18 protein-coding genes are annotated in these 18329 nt (G+C 65.9%); 9 read left to right on the top strand and 9 right to left on the bottom strand.

Features of this window, described 5'->3' with window-relative positions:
- The first annotated feature begins 114 nt into the window (after positions 1-114).
- Complete coding sequence (hemH, locus tag J2Y55_RS00160) at positions 115-1179, top strand: ferrochelatase (protein WP_310146399.1); 1065 nt, start codon at positions 115-117, stop codon at positions 1177-1179.
- A 72-nt stretch (positions 1180-1251) separates the two neighbouring features.
- Here hemH and J2Y55_RS00155 read toward each other — a convergent pair whose 3' ends face one another.
- Positions 1252-2145 carry an alpha/beta fold hydrolase gene (locus J2Y55_RS00155; RefSeq protein ID WP_310146398.1) on the bottom strand — a complete coding sequence of 298 codons (894 nt, stop codon included), beginning with the start codon at positions 2143-2145 and terminating at the stop codon, positions 1252-1254.
- Between the two features lie 45 nt (positions 2146-2190).
- Between J2Y55_RS00155 and J2Y55_RS00150 the strand changes: the two genes are divergently transcribed.
- A complete protein-coding gene (locus J2Y55_RS00150) occupies positions 2191-2673 on the top strand; it encodes a MarR family winged helix-turn-helix transcriptional regulator (protein WP_310146396.1) in 483 nt (160 codons plus the stop codon).
- A gap of 260 nt (positions 2674-2933) precedes the next feature.
- Here the strand turns inward: J2Y55_RS00150 and J2Y55_RS00145 are convergent, their stop codons facing one another.
- From J2Y55_RS00145 to J2Y55_RS00130, 4 genes are all read right to left on the bottom strand, one after another.
- Positions 2934-3857, bottom strand: coding sequence for a TorF family putative porin (locus J2Y55_RS00145; RefSeq protein WP_310146395.1), 924 nt, complete (start codon positions 3855-3857; stop codon positions 2934-2936).
- Between the two features lie 234 nt (positions 3858-4091).
- Entirely contained in the window at positions 4092-5552 is a 1461-nt protein-coding gene (locus tag J2Y55_RS00140; protein ID WP_310146393.1) for a murein L,D-transpeptidase family protein, read from the bottom strand.
- Positions 5553-5749: 197 nt separating this feature from the next.
- Positions 5750-6703 carry an acetyl-CoA carboxylase carboxyltransferase subunit alpha gene (locus J2Y55_RS00135; RefSeq protein WP_310146391.1) on the bottom strand — a complete coding sequence of 318 codons (954 nt, stop codon included), beginning with the start codon at positions 6701-6703 and terminating at the stop codon, positions 5750-5752.
- A 103-nt stretch (positions 6704-6806) separates the two neighbouring features.
- Positions 6807-7574: a class I SAM-dependent methyltransferase gene (locus J2Y55_RS00130; protein ID WP_310146389.1), complete on the bottom strand. Its 768-nt coding sequence runs from the start codon at positions 7572-7574 to the stop codon at positions 6807-6809.
- Between the two features lie 261 nt (positions 7575-7835).
- Here J2Y55_RS00130 and gloB point away from each other — a divergent pair, with 261 nt between their 5' ends.
- Genes gloB through J2Y55_RS00115 form a run of 3 tightly spaced genes read left to right on the top strand, consistent with a single transcriptional unit; the run spans position 7836 to position 9867 of the window.
- On the top strand, positions 7836-8600 hold the full coding sequence (gloB, locus tag J2Y55_RS00125) for a hydroxyacylglutathione hydrolase (protein ID WP_310146387.1): 765 nt from the start codon (positions 7836-7838) through the stop codon (positions 8598-8600).
- Between the two features lie 11 nt (positions 8601-8611).
- On the top strand, positions 8612-9106 hold the full coding sequence (locus J2Y55_RS00120) for a cupin domain-containing protein (RefSeq protein ID WP_310146385.1): 495 nt from the start codon (positions 8612-8614) through the stop codon (positions 9104-9106).
- The gene (locus J2Y55_RS00115; RefSeq protein WP_310146383.1) at positions 9106-9867 is read left to right on the top strand and encodes a GNAT family N-acetyltransferase; all 762 of its coding nucleotides are present in this window, start codon (positions 9106-9108) and stop codon (positions 9865-9867) included. Before J2Y55_RS00120 ends, J2Y55_RS00115 begins: the two co-directional genes overlap by 1 nt.
- A 36-nt stretch (positions 9868-9903) precedes the next feature.
- Here J2Y55_RS00115 and J2Y55_RS00110 read toward each other — a convergent pair whose 3' ends face one another.
- On the bottom strand, positions 9904-10380 hold the full coding sequence (locus J2Y55_RS00110; protein WP_310146381.1) for a DUF2938 domain-containing protein: 477 nt from the start codon (positions 10378-10380) through the stop codon (positions 9904-9906).
- A gap of 216 nt (positions 10381-10596) precedes the next feature.
- Here J2Y55_RS00110 and J2Y55_RS00105 point away from each other — a divergent pair, with 216 nt between their 5' ends.
- The 4 genes from J2Y55_RS00105 to J2Y55_RS00090 all read left to right on the top strand — a co-directional run bounded on the left by J2Y55_RS00105 (position 10597) and on the right by J2Y55_RS00090 (position 15718).
- A complete protein-coding gene (locus J2Y55_RS00105; RefSeq protein WP_310146380.1) occupies positions 10597-11676 on the top strand; it encodes an ROK family protein in 1080 nt (359 codons plus the stop codon).
- 86 nt (positions 11677-11762) lie between these two features.
- Positions 11763-12035, top strand: coding sequence for a DUF6719 family protein (locus J2Y55_RS00100; protein WP_310146377.1), 273 nt, complete (start codon positions 11763-11765; stop codon positions 12033-12035).
- Positions 12036-12564: 529 nt separating this feature from the next.
- Positions 12565-15189 (top strand): DUF3772 domain-containing protein, encoded by a 2625-nt coding sequence (locus tag J2Y55_RS00095; protein WP_310146375.1) that lies wholly within the window; start codon positions 12565-12567, stop codon positions 15187-15189.
- A gap of 4 nt (positions 15190-15193) precedes the next feature.
- Complete coding sequence (locus tag J2Y55_RS00090) at positions 15194-15718, top strand: CAP domain-containing protein (protein ID WP_404978779.1); 525 nt, start codon at positions 15194-15196, stop codon at positions 15716-15718.
- Positions 15719-15796: 78 nt separating this feature from the next.
- Here J2Y55_RS00090 and J2Y55_RS00085 read toward each other — a convergent pair whose 3' ends face one another.
- From J2Y55_RS00085 to J2Y55_RS00075, 3 genes are read right to left on the bottom strand one after another with little or no spacing between them, the layout of a single operon-like run.
- Positions 15797-16564, bottom strand: a complete 768-nt coding sequence (locus tag J2Y55_RS00085) for a M15 family metallopeptidase (RefSeq protein ID WP_310146371.1) — start codon at positions 16562-16564, stop codon at positions 15797-15799.
- Between the two features lie 39 nt (positions 16565-16603).
- A complete protein-coding gene (locus J2Y55_RS00080; RefSeq protein ID WP_310146369.1) occupies positions 16604-17428 on the bottom strand; it encodes an OmpA/MotB family protein in 825 nt (274 codons plus the stop codon).
- 14 nt (positions 17429-17442) lie between these two features.
- Positions 17443-18213 carry a motility protein A gene (locus J2Y55_RS00075; RefSeq protein WP_310146367.1) on the bottom strand — a complete coding sequence of 257 codons (771 nt, stop codon included), beginning with the start codon at positions 18211-18213 and terminating at the stop codon, positions 17443-17445.
- Between the last annotated feature and the right edge of the window lie 116 nt (positions 18214-18329).

The raw sequence follows: 18329 nt of genomic DNA, 5'->3' as shown, positions 1-18329 counted from the left end.
TGTGACCCATCTGAAATCATCCGGCTCTAGTGTCGCACCCCCCTGCCTGGCGCGCTTCGCGACTGGACGAAAACCGGAACTCGTCTAAATCACGGGCAAAGGAAAGTCTGCGCCATGACAGTCGAGACCAGTCCAGCCGCCGCGATGCCGGTCGTCAGCCTGCCCTCCGACCACCCCAAGGTCGCAGCCGGCCGCATCGGCGTCCTGCTGATGAATCTCGGCACGCCGGAAGGCACGAGCTACAAGCCGATGCGGGCCTATCTCAAGGAGTTCCTCTCCGACCGGCGGGTGATCGAGGAACCGCGCTGGAAATGGTGGCCGATCCTCAACCTGATCATCCTGACGACGCGGCCGGGCCGCAAGGGCAAGGACTACGCCTCGATCTGGAACAATGAGCGCAATGAGGGGCCGCTCAAGACGATCACGCGCTCGCAGACCGAACAAGTCGCCAAGCGCCTGAAATCCGTGACCGGCGAGCGCGTCATCTTCGATTGGGCGATGCGCTACGGCTTTCCCGATGTGAAGAGCAGGATCAAGGCGCTGCAGGACCAGGGCTGCGACCGCATCCTGCTGGTGCCGCTCTACCCGCAATATGCCGCGCCAACCTCAGCCACGGCCTGCGACCAGGCCTTTCGCGCCTTGATGGAGATGCGCTGGCAGCCGGCGGTACGCGTGGCCCCGCCCTATCATGACGACCCGACCTATATCAAAGCGCTGGCCGCCTCGATGCGTAGCTCGCTGGCGAAGCTCGATTTCGATCCCGAGATCATCCTCTGCTCCTTCCATGGCATGCCCAAGGAGTATCTGCTCAAGGGCGACCCCTATTACTGCCAATGCGTCAAGACCTGGCGCCTGTTGCGCGAGGAGCTCGGGCTGCCGGCGGAGCGCTTCAGGCTGACCTTCCAGTCGCGCTTCGGACCCGATGAATGGCTACAGCCCTATACCGACGAGACCGTCAAGGCGCTGGCACAGGCGGGCACCAGATCGCTCGCCATCGTCGCGCCAGGCTTCTCGGCCGACTGCCTGGAGACGCTCGAGGAGCTCGATGTCGAGAACCGCGAGATCTTCATGCACAATGGCGGCAAGCGCTTCGCCTATCTGCCTTGCCTGAACGACTCCGCTGAAAGCATCGACGTGCTCGAAGCCCTGGTCCGGCGCGAATTGATGGGTTGGGTCTGAGCGCTAGAGCCTTGCGCGAAAAAGTGGGTGCCGGTTTTTCGCAAGGGCAATGCTCTAAACTTTTAGAACCGATCACGCCGTCACGAAGCTCGTTACCGCCTCCACCACCGGTTTCGCCTGCAGGATACGGCGATGCCCGAGCCCATTCATCGGCACGAGCCTGGCGAAGGGCCCTGCCGTCGCCAGCGCTTCCGCATGTTGGAAGCCGAGCTCCTTGTCGTCGCGGCAATGCACGATCAGCGCCGGCAAGCCGACCGACGCCAGTTGGGCCGCCCCTTCGAAGGCCGTGACCGGCGCGCCGGCGACGACATGAATGCGCCGCTCCAGCGCCGCTTGCCCACGCGCACCAAGGCCGATCGCCGCGCCGAAGCGCCGCGTCACCAGCGTCATCGATGAGGGCGCGGCGATCATCGCCAGGCGCTTCGCCTTGACCACCGGCTGGCCGGGGACCGTGCCGGCGAGCGCCGCCAGCGCGATCGCGCCACCGAAGGAATGCGTGACGATGGCATGCACCGGGGCGAAGGCGCGCGCCACGGCCGCCAGGCTCGCAACCCCGAGCGGAATGTTGAGCTCGCTGCCGGTCGAGGCGCCATGGGCCGGCAGATCATAGGCCACGACGCGAAAGCCCGACGCCAGCAGAGGCGCGACGAAAGCGGTCATGAAGACGGCGGCGCCCGTCCAGCCATGAACCAGGATCACGGTCGGGCGTTGCTCCACCGGATCGGCGCCGGGCGGATTGAAGACATAAGCCGCCACCGAGCCGCATGGGAACGGTATCGAGACCGCCTCGCTCGCTTGTAGCCGCGTGGTCGCGGGTCTGGCCGCCCCCTTGCGATTGGCATTTCCCTGTAGGCGGCGCGGCGGGGTACAAAAGGCCTTGAAGGCGAGGCGGCCACTGGTCTTGGGAGCGAGGAAGCTCGAGACCCGGATCAACGGCCGCAACAGACGGAGTGCAATGTCAGCCATGGCTCATATCCGCATTAGTTCAGCGCTGAACTATTATGTTCATCCATGAACAAAAAGCAAGAGGTTGACGATACAGGCTTCGTCGAGACCCAGACCTTGCCCTGGGATCTGCCGCGCTTTCGCAACTGGATCGCGGTGGCGCGCATCCACGCGCTCTGGAAGAAGGTCTTCAGCGAAGCGCTTGCCCCGCTCGGCATTCAGGTCGCCCATTACGACGTGCTTGCGAACATCTTCCACACGCCGGGGCTGACGCAGCAGGCGCTTGCCGAAAAGCTCCTCGTCGGCCGCAGCGCCATGAGCATGCTGCTGCCCGAGCTGGAACGGCGCGAACTCGTCGAGCGGCGCAGCGACGAAACCGACCGCCGCGTCCGCAGGCTCTGGCTGACGCCGACGGGCGAGGCCCTGACGCGCAAGGCCATGGCGATCCATGTCGCGCGCATCGAGGCGATGATGACGGTGCTCAGCGATGCCGAATGCGACGCGGTCGGCGAGATGATGCGCCGCGTCGCAAAGGCGCTGGAATCCTAGCCTTCTGCCGTCTTCGCTCGGAAGCGCGTCGTCATCCTGGACAAGCCGCGTAAGCGACGCAGATCCGCGATCCATCGGAGGGCTCCGGAGCTCTACGATGGATCCTGGGACGACCTACGGTCGCCCAGGATGACGCAGTGGTTCCGCGCCAAGGCAGTTCCCACTCCAGCCGGACTGTCGACCGAACCGACAACACCCCGGCCAATGAAAAAAGCCGCTCTCGCGAGCGGCCTTCTGGGTCTCATCCCTGATGGGAGTTGTTACTTCGGCGCGAAGACGCCGAGGCTGCTCGCCGTGATGTCGAAGGAGAGCGAGCCGACGACCGTCGGGTTGCACCACTTCGAGCCGTAGGCCCCGCCGGCATTGCCGCGCGTGATGCCGCTCGGATCGGAGGTCAGCGTGAAGCACTTGGACTTCGACAGGTTGGTGTCGTGATAGCGGATATCCGCCGTCAGGTTCTTCCAGGTGTAGGACAGGCCGACATTCCAGTAATTGTAGTCGGGCAGGCGGATCGCGACGGGGAAGGCGATGTTGGTGTTGGTCGTGCCGAGCCAGTAGCGACCGAACTCACCCGAGACCGAGAGGCCCTCGAGGAAGGGCAGGTTGTACTTGGCGGTGCCGGAGGCATAGGTGCCGCTCGCGCCGGTGCCGAGCCAGTTCCAGGAATAGAAGACGTTGGCGCCGATCGTGACCTTGTCTTCCCAGTTATAGGAAACCTTGCCGGCGACTTCCAAGAAATCAGTGTTCTTCGGCGTCCAGATCGTGCCGAGATTGTCGATATAGCGCCTCTCATCCGGGTAGTAATACTGGATCACGCCGAAATCGAAGGAGACCGGGCCGAATTTCGGGCGGATACCAGCGGTGAAATCGACTTCCGCCGGCGGGTTGGTGACGAGATCGACGCTCGAGGCCCAGACGCCGACATAAAACAGATTGTCGTAGATCTGCAGTTCGGCGCCACCCTGGATGGCGGGCTTGCGATCCGACTGGGAAATGCCGCGGAAATTATAGTCAGTCGTCGCCTTGATGGTGACGGCGATATCGAACCAGGTGATCGCCGGAGGCACCGGGGCAACCGGAGCGCCCTTCTTGCTCGGAAGATCCGACGCATGCGCGGCACCCGACAGCATCGCCAGGGAGAGCGCCGTACCCATCACGGAAGACCGCAAGAAATCGAAAGCCATCATCAGCTCCGTCAAATGTCGAAATGCCAGCGCAACGTGCCGCGCTTTCGCCATTATGAAGCCAATGGATCGCCTGATTCAGCAAGCCGAGCTTTTCGGCAGGTTGCCCAGGAAGCGGGCAATATCCCGGTCAGAGTCACGTTTCGATGCATTCAAAACGGGCTTCGCCGACAAAGCAGAATGCTGTGATATTTCCGTCACGCATACCGGGCGCAAGCGCCCGGATGCAACCCATCAGCGTGTCACGGGCTGACTGGAATAGCCCGCGTCCGACTGATCCAGCCGCGAGGTGCGCAAGCCAGTGGCGCGCCGGGGCGGCAGGGGAGCCCGGATATTGGTCGGCGAATCCGGCACGGCCGAGGCCACCGGCGTGGCTTCCTGCGCCTGTTCCGGCTGCTGCTGCGAGCCGCCGATCAACGGAACGAAGCTGAGCGCCCGCTGATAGAAGGGCACCGCGGCAGGTGCGGCAGGGGTAGGGGCAAGGGCAGACGGCGCATCGATCGCCACGGGTGCGGCTGCAGCGCCTGCAGTGGCCTTGGCGACCTGCGTTGCGGCAGCCGATGCCGGCTTGCCAGTTACGCCCCTTGGCTGCGCCTCGACCTTGGCCGGGCTCGGCTTGGCGATGCTGGCGGTCTCGAGCTGGTTCACTTCAGGCGCGGCCGCAACCGCGGCGAGCACGGCGTCGTTATCGGCCGACGCCGCCCGGAACTCGGCTTTCGGCTTGCCCAGATTGTCGAGCACGAGCACGCGCGGACCGCCGGTGATGGCGTCGGGCCGGCTGACCCCGACATCGCGCGAGGCCCAGGTCGCCGTGCGGTTCAGCGAATCGGACCCGCCGGCGACGAGCGTGCGCTTGAACGAAGCGTGCGAGTCGCCATCGTCATAGATCAGCTTGATCGCGGGCGTGCCCTTGGCGACGAGCGCAGCGACCTGCACCTCGTCCTGCTGGCGCTTCTGCTGCACGGCCTGGGCGACGGAGGAATCGGCACCGTTGCTGAAGACGTAACGGCCTCCCGCCACCGAGACCGGCGGCTCGTCCTTCGTCACCTCGAAATAATCGGTGCCTTCCTTCAGGTTCTTCCAGAAGGCGATGTTGGAATCGAGTCGGTGCTTGGCCAGGTTCTCCGGCGTCATGCGGAAGGGCAACGCCTGCATCTGCACCGCCTTCTGGCCGGCATTCTGGGCCTCGCGGACAAGCGCGTAGATCTCGCCGATCTGATCGTCGGTCATCGAATAGCAGCCGGCCGAGGAGCAGGCGCCATGCACCATCAGATGCGCGCCGGTGCGGCCATAGGAGCGGTCATAGGCGTTGGGGTAGCCCATGTTGAAGGAGACGTAATAGGCCGAATTCGGGTTCATCTGCGCCGGCGTGATGGCGTAGAAGCCCTCCGGCGCCATGCGGTCGCCTTCACGGACCTTCGGGCCAAGCTGGCCGGACCAGCGGCACATCGGGAAGGTCTTGAGCAGCGCATATTGCCCGTCGGCCTTGCGCTTCCAGATCTCGAGCTCAGACTCCTTCTTGTAGGAGCGGATCAGGATCGGCTGATCCTTGCTCATGCCCTTCTCGGACATGAGCGTATAGGTCGCCGACGGAATCGGGATATTATGCCTGGCGGAGCCGCGATAGCGGTCCTCCTCGCAAGCGCCCAGCGACAATGCAACGAAAGCCACGAGCGCGAAGTGCTTGAATGCCACGTCGTCAATCCCATCGAACGGCCGGCGGAAGCACGACCACTGACTATGCAACACGGCCAAATTGTGCCGGCTGCTCAGTTGTAGAAGCGTTAGCCTTGAGGGTTCCTTACCACAGGCTGCTCCGTCATAGCCATATGGTCAACGCCTTCCTAACGGCGGCGGCCGTCGGCACACCGCAAAAAAGGCCTCACCTAACGTCAGATCGCCCGCCCGATGGCGAGGAATTTTTCTGCCCTGCGGCTGACGATGTCGTCGGCGCCCACGCCTGCGAAATCCGACAGCGCCGAGGCGATGGCATCGCCCGCCCGCACCATCGCCATCTGAGGATCGCGATGCGCGCCGCCCGCCGGCTCGCTGACGATGCGATCGATGACGCCGAATTTCAGGAGGTCCTGCGCGGTGATCTTCATGCCGGTCGCAGCATCCTGCGCACGCTTGGTATCACGCCAGAGGATCGAGGCCGCGCCTTCCGGCGAGATCACCGAATAGATCGCATGCTCCAGCATCAGCACGCGGCTGGCCGCAGCGATCGCAATCGCGCCGCCCGAACCGCCCTCGCCGATCACCAGCGCCACGCTCGGCGTGCGCAATCCCAGGCAAGCTTCGGTCGAGCGCGCGATCGCCTCGGCCTGGCCGCGCTCTTCCGCCTCGATACCGGGATAGGCGCCGGCCGTGTCGATGAAGCTCAGGACCGGCAGCCCGAAACGACCGGCCATCTCCATCAGGCGCACCGCCTTGCGATAGCCCTCGGGCTTGGGCATGCCGAAATTGTGCCGGATGCGGGTCTCGGTCGAATCGCCCTTCTCCTGCCCGACAATGCAGACGGCTTCGCCGCGAAAGCGGCCGAAACCGCCCACGATCGCCTCATCCTCGCCGAAAGCCCGGTCGCCCGCGAGCGGCGTGAACTCACTGAACAACGCCGCGCAGTAATCCTTGAAATGCGGGCGCTGCGGATGGCGCGCGACCAGCGTCTTCTGCCAGGGCGTCAGCGCGGCATAGATCTCCTTCAACGCCTGGCTGGCCTTGGCGTCGAGCTTGCCGATCTCCTCGGAGAGCGCATAGCCTTCACCCTTCGCCTCGAGGGCGCGCAATTCATCCGCCTTCGCCTCGAGTTCGGCGACCGGTTTCTCGAAATCCAAATAGCTTCGCATCGTGATCCAGTTCAGGTTCCGCGCCGGCAGGTCCGCGCGTGGCGCATGGGCGGAACCGGGTTCGCGAAAAGCGGCGGACCTTGGCCGCGCGTCGCGGCCGTTGTCAACCCGCCGCACCGTCTCCAGGCGGGTTTGCCGCGCGCTGGGTCGGGGTCGGTCGTGGCAGCAGGATCGGCCGGAAGGCAAAGCTGCGCCGCGTCGCGCGCAAGGGTGCGCGGCGATAGAATTGCTTGGTGGCATCGATGACATGGACGCCGGCGAAGGGCAGGGACAAGCCTGCGCCGGCCCGCTCCCAGGCGGGCGCCGAACGCATCAGCAGATGCCGCTTCAGCGGCGGAACATAGAGCGCCTCGGCCCAGTTCTCGGGCGAGAATTCGGCGGCGCGCATCAGCGCCTGGAGCTGCGAGCGGCTGAACGGGCGGCCATGGCCAAAGGGCGTGCCGTCCATCCGCGCCCAGAGTCCGCGGCGATTGGGCACGACGACGATCATCCGTCCGCCCGGCGAGAGCACGCGCCCGACCTCTTCCAGCAGATCGTCGGGGCTCTCGGTCTCCTCCAGCGCATGCACCAGTACCACCCTGTCGACCGAAGCCGTGGGCAAGGGCAGCAAGGTCGGCTCGACCAGCGCGGAGGCCGACAAGCCCTCGGAGGGCCAGTTCACCACGCCCTGTGCCGCCGGCATGAAGGCAAGCACCCGTTCGGCGCCAAGGCCGAGCACGGAGAGATAGGGCGTGGAGAAACCGAGCCCCAGCACGCGCTGGCGCGAGCAGTCGGGCCAGAAGCGCAGCATCGCCCTGCCGATGAACCGCCGCGCGACATGGCCGAGCGGGCTTGCGTAGAAGGCGCGAAGGTCGACGACGTCGAGTGGCATGAGCCTGAGATGGAACGGCAGCGCAGCCAAAGCAAGGGCTGCAAGTGACCGCTGCAAGAGAAGGCTGCAAGGGAAGGCCGCAAGAGAAGGCTCGGCTGAACCGCTCCCCTTCCCCCGCCTGCTTGGGGAAGCTTGAACCTCGCGCCTCAAGTCGAGTGGCTTGCAAGCACCTGCGGCTAGCAAGCCACTCGACTTGATAGAAGCCGGGCCATGGCGCATTCAGGGCGGCCCCCTGTCCTGCCCCCCGCGCCGGAGCCTCGCATGTCCCTCGATCTCCATATCTTCCGCACCCTCAGCGACAATGCCGGCGCGTTGATCTTCGACCCGGTGACGAAGGCCTGCGCGGCTGTCGACGTGCCCGACGCCACGCCCGTCCTCGCCGCCGCCAAGGACAAGGGCTGGACGATCAGCGACATCTTCGTCACCCACGCCCATCACGACCACACGCAAGGCGTGGCCGAGTTGAAGGAGGCGACCGGAGCTTTCGTCTGCGGGCCGGCCGATGCCGCCGATTCCGCCCCGCTCGACCGCATCCTCGGCGAGGGCGACCGCGTCGAGCTCGGCAATGACAGCTTCGAGATCTGGCACACGCCAGGCCATTCCGGCGGCCACCTGACCTTCGCCAGCATCGGTGCCAAGTTGGCGCTCGTCGGCGACGTCGTCTTCGTCATGGGCTGCGGGCGGGTCCAGCCCGGCCAGATGGGCGCGATGTGGACCTCGCTCGATCGCATCATGACGCTGCCCGACGATGTCCGCCTGATCACCGGCCATGACTACACGCTGTCCAATGCCCGTTTCGCCATCGCGATGGACCCAGCCAACGCAGCGCTCAAGGCCCGCTATGCGCAGGCCGAGGCCGCCAAGGCGGAAGGCCGCTTCTGGGCGCTGACCACGATCGGCGAGGAGAAGGCGACCAACCCCTTCTTCCGCGCCGGAGAGGCTGCGCTTGCTGCCGCAGTCGGCAAGGCCGGTGCCGCCCCCGGCGAGGTTTTTGCAGCGCTGCGCGAAGCCAAGAACGCATTCTGAGGACGGCCGGCATGAATACCTCGCTCGACAAGCCCTCGCTCGACAGCAATTCTTCACTCGACGGCCTCGGCGCGGCCGAGGTCATCCGCCTGCTCGACCTCAAGCCCCATCCCGAAGGCGGCCACTACCGCGAGACCTTCCGCGACGAGGCCGGTCCGGAAGGGCGCGGCTTCTCCACCGCGATCTACTACCTGCTCGACACCGGCGAGACCTCGGAATGGCACCGGGTCGATGCCGCCGAGATCTGGCATCATTATGCCGGCGCGCCGCTGGTGATCAGCATCTCGCCCAATGGCCATGATGCCTCGGCGCATCATCTCGGTCCCGATCTGAGAGCCGGGCAGCGGCCGCAATTCGTGGTGCCGGCAGGCACGTGGCAGAGCGCCACTTCGCTGGGCGCCTGGACGCTGGTCGGCTGCACAGTCGCGCCCGGCTTCGCTTTTTCCGGATTCGAGATGGCGCCGCCGGACTGGCGCCCGACGCCGCGCAAGCCCTGGGGAACCTGATGATATCCGACAATGCCGACGACCTTGCGCTGGCGCTCGAATGCGAGCGGCGCATCGTCAATGCCTGGCCTGCGCCCGCGACCTTGCTGATCGATGACTGGGTCGTGCGCTTCGCCAATGGCTATTCCGGCCGGGCCAATGCCGCCACGCCGCTGAAGCCCGGAGCGGAACTCGACGAGGCGACGCTGGCGATGATCGAGGAGCTCTACCGGGCCGACGGGCTACCGCCTTCCGTGCGGCTGACGCCATTGACCGGTGAGGCGACGCGCACCGAGGTGATCGCGCGCGGCTATCGCCTCAAGGATGCATCCTTCGGCATGATCGCGGCTCTCGATGGCGTCACGCTCGAGATCGACCCCGAGCTCCAGATCGAGGCGCGCCCGAGTGCCGACTGGATCGCCGGCGTCGCCGCGCGCCAGGCCGGCGTGAAGACCCATGCCGGCAATCTCGCCGCCATCGTCGAGAAGATCAGGATGCCAGCCGCCTTCGCGACCCTGCTGATCGCGGGCGAGCCCGTCGCCTACGGCATGGGCGTCGCAGAGCGCGGCATGGCCGAGATCGGTACGATCGTGGTCGACGCCAACCATCGCGGCCATGGCTTGGGCCGGCGCATCGTTTCCGGGCTGATGTCCTGGGCGCGCCTCATGGATTGCGGCAGCGCCTATCTCCAGGTGGACCAGACCAATGAGGTCGCGATCGGCCTCTACGACAGCCTCGGCTTCCGCAGGCTCTACAGCTACGAGACGCGCATCCTGGATTGACCTGCCGGCTGGACCGGCCTGCCCGGAGACCCTCGCTCAGCGGGTCAGCAGCGCCGTGCCGTAGAGCCCGACCGCGAAGACGATGTGGCCGACGATGTTCAGTGCCCGGATCGTCCAGGCGTTGGGCTTCCTGGAGGCGGCAATGCCCGCCCCCATGCCCGGCTGCAGGATGAACCAGCCGCAGCCGACCGTGACGAGACCGACGATCAGTGCAGGACCGAAAGTCGGGCTGCGCGACCAGCCGAGCCCCCAAAGCGCCAGGAGAACAGCCGCGAAGAGAATGCCGACGGCGTAATGGAACGCCCAGCCGATCGCGAGTTCGTTTGCGACAGGCTGCGCCCGCCCGATGTCCTCATGCGCGAACTGCCCGCGCAGCAGATGCGCGAACCAGCGCCCCGGCATCGCCCAATTCGGCGCGGGCCAGCCGGCCACGCGTTGCAGCAATTGCGCCCAGATATCGAGCAGCAAGGTGGCGCCAGCGCCGATCACGATCGCGCGGATCAGGAATTCCATCGTCGTCGCCCCCAAGCCAGGATGATCCACGCTGCGAGGATCTTTCCCGCATCGTCTCTCAGTCACCCTGTCGCCATGGAGCGGATATCGGCGCAGCCGGTCAAGCGCCCTGCGCTCATGCGGGACATGCAAGGACGGCTCCGATCGAGCCTGCCCGGGGAACCCTGCGAGCCGTCCTGGGTTGCCAGACTGAACCGCAAGACGAGGAACCTTCGCATGGGCGCCGCCACGGCCGACACGACGCGCAATCACCGAACCAATGGCTCGGCGGAGCTGCCCTCCGTGCATCTCACCAGCTACAACCTCGAAATCCGCGATCAGGACGGCTTCATCGGCGACAAGGCGAGCCGTGGCGCCTTCGTCGACCACCTCGATGCGCTGCGCCGGCATTTGCGCAAGACCGGCGACGATCCGCTGGCCGGCGACACGGCCGCGATCAGCAAGAAGGAGCTTGACGAGCTGCTGCTCAAGGGCGAACCGCATGAGGCCGCGCTCGTGCTGAGCGCGATCGAAAGCTTCGCCCAGTCGCTCGCCTTCGTCATCCGCCGCTTCATCAAGCTCAAATCCTGGGCGCCCGTCGAGCGCATCGCCATCGGCGGCGGCTTTCGCGAAAGCCGAATCGGCGAGCTCGCCATCGGCCGCGCCGGCATCCTCCTCCGCACCGAGGGCCGCGAGATCGACCTCAGGCCGATCCGCCATCATCCCGACGAGGCCGGGCTTGTCGGCAGTGCCCATCTCGCACCGTCATGGATCTTCGGGGCCTATGACAGCCTCGTCGCGGTCGACATCGGCGGCTCGAACATCCGCGCCGGCATCGTCGAGCTGCGCCAGGACAAGGCGCCTGATCTGAGCAAGGCCCGTGTCTGGGAATCGGAGCTCTGGCGCCATATCGACGACGAACCCAGCCGCGACGCCGCGATCAAGCGCCTCGGCAAGATGCTGAACGGCCAGATCCGACAGGCCCTGAAGGCGGGCCTGCGCGTGGCCCCCTTCATCGGCCTCGGCTGCCCCGGCCTGATCGAGCCCGACGGATCGATCGACCGCGGCGCGCAGAACCTGCCTGGCAATTGGGAAAGCAGCCGCTTCAACCTCGTCGACAGCATCCGCGAGATGGTGCCCGAGATCGGCGAGCACGAGACCCAGATCGTGATGCACAACGACGCCGTCATCCAGGGCTTGAGCGAAATGCCGGGGATGCAGGATGTCGAGCACTGGGCCGTGCTGACGATCGGCACCGGGCTCGGCAATGCGAGCTACCGCAATCGAGCCAAGCCGAAAGGCAAGGACAAGACCTGACATGTCCGGGAGGTGCGCGGAGCGCGGGGCCGGGCTAAGCTGGTGTCGTGACGTGGTATCGCGCCTCTCCGGGCGCAGCGGGCGCAATGAGGTTTGCGATGCGATGGTCGCTGGTAATGGCCGCAATGCTGGGCAGCATCGCTCTCTCCGTGCCGGCAATGTCCCAGCAGGTGCTCCGCACGGAACCGCCACCCGGCCAGCTCAAGGGCGGCGAGGTGATTTTGGTCGATGACGGACGCTGCCCGCAGGGACAGGTCCGCGAGGTGACTGGGGCGAGACAGCAGAAGACCCGCGACTCGCTGGCTTCGGCGACGTCTGGCTCAACGCGCTCGCGCCGCTGCGTCCAGCGACCGCGCTGAGGACAGGGTCCGTCCTGGAGCAGGATGCGAAAAAGTGGGAACCGGTTTTTCGCGTCGATGCAGCTCTAACTCTTTGATGAGAGTGTTTTCAAGCGAAGTGGATACCGGTTCCCCAACGACAAACGCGAAGCGTTTGCGCGGAGAAAGCGCGTTAAAACGAAGGGCAGGAGCAATTGAACGATCCAATTGGATTGGAAATCGCTCTAAAATCCCTCTTCGCGGCGATGGCAACGCTGCAGAAGCCCGGCGAAACGAATATCCGCTCAACCAAATGCCGAGACGCACCGGATTTCCCGCTTCGACGCCATCTTCATGTCCTGTTTGTCGTCAATGACGGCCGCGAGCCATCGACCCGCCTGTCGCAGGCATCGCGGCAATATGATGTTTTCTTCGCCAACAGCCCCATCTGCGCAACAAGGTTCTCCCATTGCCGGCCGTCACGCATTCTTCCTCGTCGCCTTGCCTTGAAGACGCTCGCAAGGCGAGGGTTGGCCTCCAAGCGAATCAGTCTCAGCGAGGCGCGACCGGAATGCCTGCGCAGGCGGGGCGAGCCCCCTCTCCCACCCCAGACCATGGCCGCACCGTGCCTGCCGGGCGCAGGCTCACGGCCTTGCTGGCGGCTGCGCTGTTTGCCCTCCTCCTTGGCTCGCTTCAGGCCCTTGCCCAAACGCCGGACCCCAATCCCGGCCGGGCAAAACTCGATGCCGCGCGCCTGGAGCTGAACCAGATCGAGACGACGCTGGCGGCCCCGAGCCCAAGCGACGCCGACCTGCAGCGCCAGAGGCTGCGCTTGCAGCCGCTCCTGGAGCAATTGCGCGGGATCGTCGAGGAGCAGGGCCCCCGCGTCGACCAGGCCAAGTTGCGGCTCGACCAGCTCGGCGCCAAGCCCGACGCCAGCGCGCCGCCTGAAAGCGCCGAGGTCGCGCGCGAACGCGACGCCCGCACCAAGGCCTTCGCCGACGCCGACGAGACGATGAAGATCGCCCGCGCGGCGCAGCTCCAGGCCGAACAGCTCCAGACCGGCATCAGCGACAAGCGCCGCGACCTGTTCGCCAAGGCGCTCTTCGCGCCGGGTCCATCGATCCTCAGCCCGGAACTCTGGAGCAATGCGCTGACCACCTTGCCGGAGGATCTGCGCGCTTCCGGCTATATCTTCGGCGGCTGGCTGTCGGTCTTCGGCGATGCCTTGTCAGGCGCGCGCGGTCTGTTCGTCGCGGTCTCCTTCATCGGCGCCATCCTGCTCTACGTCGCCCGCGCCCGCTACCTGCCGCGCTTCAAGGCGCATGTCGGCGCGACGGAAGACCCCGGCAGCCTGCACTGCCTTTATGTCGCGCTCACCCATCTCGTCGCCGGCGCCGCCCCGCCCGCTCTTGCGAGCTGGCTGATCTATTCCGCGCTCAACACCACCGGATTGCTGCCGCCGCGCATCCAGCCCGTGGTCTGGGCCGTGGTGATCGGGCTCGCCAGCTTCGCCTTCATCCAGGCATTGGCCGACGCTCTCTTCGCACCGGGCACGCCGCAGCGTCGCCTCGTCAGCGTGATGGATTCGACCGCGCGCACCGTCGTCTGGATCGCAAGCTCGCTCGCGCTGGTGATGGCGATCGGCAAGGTGATGGAAGCTTGGCTGCAGGCGATCGCGGCCGGGCTCGCGGTCTCGATCCTGATCAAGGGCGCCCTCGCCATCGTCTTCGCGCTGACCCTGATCGCGGGCCTGTATCAATTGCGCGATGACGACGAGGTCGAGGAGGAGGCCTGCCTGGGCCCCTATGTGCCCGTCGATGGCGCCAGCCTCGGCCCGGTGCGGATCCTGGGCTGGGTCGTCGGCCTCGTCATCGTGCTGGCAGCGCTCAGCGGCTATGTCGTCTTCGCGACCTTCCTGACCGAGCAGGTGCTCTGGATCGGCGTCCTCGCCTGCCTGTTCATGCTGTTCTATCAGTTCCTCGAACTCGGTGTCGCCCGGGCGCTGACCGGCAAGGGCCGCTTCGCCCTGACACTGAAGGCCGGAATCGGCATTCGCGAGGCAACGCTGCAGAAGATCGCGGTGGTCGGCACCGGTCTTCTCAAGCTGATCCTGATCATCATCACGATCATGCTGGCGCTGGCGCCCTGGGGGCTGGAGTCGGCCGATTTCTTCTCCTCGCTGCGCGCCGCCTTCTTCGGCTTCCAGGTCGGCGGCGTCACCGTCTCGCTGTCCTCGATCATCATCGCCGCCTTCCTGTTCGCGCTCGGCCTGATGTCGACGCGCTCGATGCAGGGCTGGCTCGACGGCAAATTCCTGCCGACGACGAAGCTCGACACCGGACTGCGCAATTCGATCACCACCGCCGCCGGCTATCTCGGCTACGCGGCGGCGGTCGCGATCGCCTTCTCGTCGCTGGGCCTCAGTCTCGAACGATTGACCCTGGTCGCCAGCGCGCTCTCGGTCGGTATCGGTTTCGGCCTGCAATCGGTGGTGTCGAATTTCGTCTCCGGCCTGATCCTGCTCTGGGAGCGCCCGATCCGCGTCGGCGATCAGGTGGTCGTCGGCGACGCGGAAGGCATCGTCAAGAAGATCAATGTGCGCTCGACCGAAATCGCGACCTTCGACCGCTCGTCGGTGATCGTGCCCAATTCGAACCTGATCTCGGGCGTCGTCCGCAACCGGGTCCGCAACGATCGGACCGGGCGCGTGCTGATCTCCATCGCGGTGCCGCGCACCTATGACCCCGCCGAGGTCCGCACCATGCTGTCGGAGGCCGCCACCGCGCATGGCGACGTGCTGCAGAAACCGCCGCCGAACGTGCTGTTCAAGAAGCTCGGCACCACGACGATGGATTTCGACCTGATCTGCGTCGTCGCCGAAGTCGATATCGTCGGTCGAGTGACCAGCGACCTCAACTATGTCATCCACAAGCGCCTGGCCGAGATGGAGGTGGCGCCGCCTGTCCCCGAACTCGCGGTCAAAGGCCTGGAAGGCATCGAGCAATCGCTCGCCGGCATCGCCAAGGCGGTCGGGCGCGAGATCGAGGCGCGCAAGCCGGCCAAGCCCGTCGCGCCGGTCCGCCGCGCACGGCAACACAAGATCGAAGACGAAGCCACGGAAGATGCGCCTCCGGAGCCGCAGCCCCCGTCCGAACCGGCCAGGGACTTCGCGAAAGACGACAGCAAGGAATGATGCGATGTTTTGTTTCCCACGCGGCGAGCGGAAAGCTCTCGCCGTGACATGTCCTGCCTTGCTCGCCGGCGCGCTCGCGATCCTGAACCTCGCCGGCTGTACGGAAGCCCCCCGCACCAGTCAGCCGGCCTTCTACCGCGATCTCGGCTCGGCCTCGGCCCGCGTCGACGCCGGCGAGGCGCGCGCCATGATTTCGGCCTATCGGATGAATGCCGGGCTGAACGCGCTGACGCTCGACCCGGCCCTCAACGCCGCAGCCCAGGAAGAGGCGAGCGCGATGGCGGCCGCCGACAAGCCGGCCCAGGCGGAAGCCGTGAAGGCGCGCCTCGCCCGTGCCGGACAGGAGGGGGCGGAAGCCAATCTCTCGGCCGGCTATCGCCGGCTGGCGGAAGCCTTCTCCGGCTGGCGCGATTCGCCCCAGCACGACCGCGTCATGAAGACGCCGGGCGCGACCCGCATGGGTATCGCGACCGGCTATGCGCCGGGCTCGAAATATCAGGTCTACTGGGCGCTGATCCTCGCGCCCTGAACGAGAGCGAGAGATGCGCGTGCCTGGAGCCGGATCGATGCGAAGAACCGGTTGCCGCTTTTTCGCGTCCTGCCCTGGTCATTCGATCGCGAAATCGAAGATCGTCTTCGGAAAGGGTTCGTTCGCCAGGGTGAAGTGCCACCATTCGCGGCCATAGCCGCGAAACCCCTCGGCCTTCATCGCTTCTCGCAGGATCGTCCTGTGCCTGAGCGCATCTGGGCCGACGGAGGGATCGCGGCCGGCGCTCTTTGCCGAAAAGCAGTCGAAGCTCGTCCCAAGATCGAGGCTCGTTTCCTGTGGGCGCTGCTGGAGGGGGCCATCGCAACGCCCGCCACCTGCGGGCGTCGGCAAGGCAGGCTCAACACGGCTGACGAGGCCGACATCGACGGTCGATCCGCGCGAATGGCTCGACACCGAGGCGATGAAGCCGCGCGCGACCAGCGTGTCCTTGGAAACATCCGGATGGAAGACCCGCCCGAGATCGCTCGCCTTCGCATCCTGCGCCCAGGCCAGAAAGGCCCGGACCGCCCGCGCCGGCCGGTAGCAATCGAACAGTTTCAGCGCATAGCCGGACGTGCCCAGCCGCGCCTCGACGCGGATCAGGGCCTGCCCCGCCGCCTGGGTCAGCACGCAATCGGCACGGCCATAGCCGGTGACAGCTGCCCCGGTGAAGTTGAAGGCGGATGCGTAGCGGATGTCCTGGCGTATCCCGGGCGCGATCTCGCGCAGGCGGATGAAGCCGTCCGGCAACGCCTCGCCGGCCTTGGCGGGCGCAAGCGCGAGCAAGAGTAGACAGCCGAGCCAGCCAAGCCGCCAGGAGAGTTTCGTCGCCCAAGCGAGCTTCATCGCCGCATCATGACCCGCACGCTGTCCGTGCGCGAGCCTCTACGGCTTCGCCCCGAACGGCAAGGGCGGCGCATCCGCCTTCAGCACGATGCCGACTCGGCGGTTGAAAGCGAGATAGGGGTTGTCCTTGATCAGCGGATCGGTATCGCCCTTGCCGGAGACCGAGGCGAAGCGCTCATTGGGCACGCCGGCATTGGCCAGGATCTCGCGCACCGCCGCCGCGCGGCCGACCGACAAGGTCCAGGGATCGCCCTCCGGCGACTGGCCTGGACGCGGCGTCGCGGTATGACCGGTCAGCGTGATCTTGTTGGGCAAGCGCCTCAGCGAGGGTGCCACCGCCGCAAGCACCTTGCGCATGCGCTCATTGGGCTGGCTCGAGCCTTCCGCGAACATGGAGCGGCCATCCTGATCGACCAACTGGATATCGATGCCGGATTCCGAGACCTCGACCAGGATGTTGCGCGAGACTTCCGCGATTTCCGGCATCTCGCGCAGGGCCTGGCGCAGCGAGGCGGCGGCGAGCGCGAAGCCCCGGTCATATGTCGCCGAGATCAGCCCGTCTTCCTTCTGCTGGTTGTGGTTGGGCGCGGTGGTGTCGGAAGCATCCTCCAGCGGCCGGATATAGGCGTTCTTGATATGGGTCTTGGTCGGGATGCCGTCGACTTCGACGATGCCGGCCAGCCGCATGTCCTTCTGCGTGCCGAAGGCCTCGCGCATCGAGCCCGCGACGATCTGCATCTTGTTTTTGTCCTGGCTCGAATAGGCCGCAACCATGACGAAGAACGCCATCAGCAGGGCCATCAGATCGGCGAAGGTCACGAACCAGCCGTGACCGCCATGAGCTCCGCGCTTCTTCTTCGCCACGGCTCAGGTCCCGTTCACGCCGCTTCCGCCATCTCCGCCCGATGATGGTCGGGCAGATAGGCGAGCAGCATTTCGCGCACCAGCGTCGCGCTCTTGGCGTCGCGCATCTGGAGCACGCCGTCGATGATCAGCGTGCGCGAGATCTCCTCCTCCTCGAGCTTGATATGCAGCTTGTCGGCGATCGGCAGGGTGATCATGTTGGCCACCAGCGCGCCGTAGAGCGTGGCGAGCAAGGCTGTCGCCATCGCCGGGCCAAGCTTGGACGGATCGCTCATATTGGCGAACATCGAGACCATGCCGATGATGGTGCCGACCATGCCCCAGGCCGGGGCGCAGTCGCCGATGGCGCGATAGACCTTCGAGCCTTCATCGAGCCGTTGCAGGAAGTTGTCGCGGTCGCGCTCCATCGTGTCGCGGATGAAATCCTTGTCGTAGCCGTCGGCGATATAGCGCAGCCCCTGCGCCAGGAACGTGTCGGAAACCTGGACGCTTTCCAGAGCCACCGGCCCGCTCTTGCGGGCGATCTCGGCGACGCGGGTGATCTCCTCGATCAGCTCGCGCGGATTGACCGAACGCAGGGTGAAGGCGAAGCGCAGGCCCATCGGCAGGCCATGCGCGATCACCGAGAACGGGAACCGCACCATGGTGGCCGCGGTAGCGCCGCCGAAGATGATGATCATGGCGTGCTTGTCGTAATAGGCAGCGAAGTTGCCGCCATCGATGATGATCAGCGAGCAGATCGTGGCGATACCGGCGAGGATGCCGACGCCAGTTGCGATATCCATGGAAACCACCTCGATCCGGCCGATGCGCGCCGCGCGAAGCGGCCCCGCTTCTGCAGCGCAAAAACCTTAGAAGGCGGCCATTGAACGAAGCGTTAAGGTTGAGGCCTTGCTCACTT

The sequence above is a fragment of the Allobosea sp. BE125 genome, from assembly GCF_031456075.1.
GTDB lineage: Bacteria > Pseudomonadota > Alphaproteobacteria > Rhizobiales > Beijerinckiaceae > Allobosea.
The sequence above is the reverse complement of the archived record's forward strand: the minus strand, read 5'-3'. Positions and strand labels throughout refer to the sequence as shown.